The sequence below is a fragment of the Tepidimonas aquatica genome, from assembly GCF_007556585.1.
GTDB classification, from domain to species: Bacteria; Pseudomonadota; Gammaproteobacteria; order Burkholderiales; family Burkholderiaceae_C; genus Tepidimonas; species Tepidimonas aquatica.
Window position 1 is genome coordinate 1 of record NZ_VJNA01000081.1, and the last position, 1,032, is coordinate 1,032.

A 1,032-nucleotide genomic window follows, 5' to 3' on the forward strand; every position below is an offset into this window, starting at 1 on the left:
CCTGCCGCAGCCAACCAACCTGCCGCAGACTGAAGCTACGCCTACACCTGCACCGGAAGCGGTGGCTGAGGCTGCAGCCCCCCCTGCGGCAAAGCCTGCCGCGCCTGCAGCGACCGCCACCGCGTCGGCACCGGCGGCCGAGGCAGCCAGCAACACCGCCTCCGCGGCGGCGGCGCCACCCGCTGCCGCGCGCATCGAGCTGCCGTCGGCCTCGGCGGCGTACCTCAACAACCCGCCGCCACCGTACCCGGCGTTGTCGCGCCGCTTGGGCGAGCAAGGGCGGGTCGTGCTGCGCGTGCGCATCGAGCCCGATGGCACCGCGTCGGCCGCCGAAATCCGCACCTCCAGCGGCTACGAGCGGCTGGATCAGGCTGCGCTGCAGGCCGTGCTGCGCTGGCGCTACGTACCGGGCAAGCGCAACGGCGTGCCCGAAGCCATGTGGTTTTTGGTGCCGGTGCAGTTCGTGCTGCAGTGACGCCTGACGACGCAACCAACCGATTGACCCCTCATCCCGAGATCAAAACCATGGACACCACCATCCCTTCGTTCGGTCTAGCCCACCTGTGGGCGCAAGGCGACGGCATCATCCGCGGCATCGCCATCTTGCTGCTGTTGATGTCGGTTGTCTCGTGGGTCATCATCCTCGTCAAGGCGCTGGAGCTGCGTCAGCAGCGCGCACGGGCGCGCCGCGTCGAGGCGTTTTGGCACGCCAGCGACTTTGCCGAGGGGCTCGATCGCCTTGGGCGCGAGCCCGACAACCCGTTCCGGCTGCTGGCTTCGCACGGGCGCGACGCCGCGGCCCACGTGCAGGGCCAGGATGGCACGCCGCGCGCGCCGCAGTTGCACGATCAGCTCGACCTGAGCGAATGGGTGCAGCGCGCGCTGCGCCACGCGGTGGACGACATCGTGGCGCGTCTGCAAAGCGGCCTGTGGGTGTTGGCCTCGGTCGGCTCCACCGCACCGTTCGTGGGGCTGTTTGGCACCGTGTGGAGCATCTACCATGCGTTGGTCAGCATCGGCGCCAGCGGCAGC

Annotated in this window: 2 protein-coding genes; both read left to right on the top strand. The window is 70.0% G+C overall.

Going from position 1 to position 1,032, the window contains the following annotated elements; translation table 11 throughout:
- Nucleotides 1–475 (top strand): energy transducer TonB (locus Taqua_RS13040; RefSeq protein WP_144326991.1); only part of this gene is annotated, 475 nt, incomplete at its 5' end.
- A gap of 50 nt (nucleotides 476–525) precedes the next feature.
- Nucleotides 526–1,032 (top strand): MotA/TolQ/ExbB proton channel family protein (locus tag Taqua_RS13045; RefSeq protein WP_144326992.1); only part of this gene is annotated, 507 nt, incomplete at its 3' end.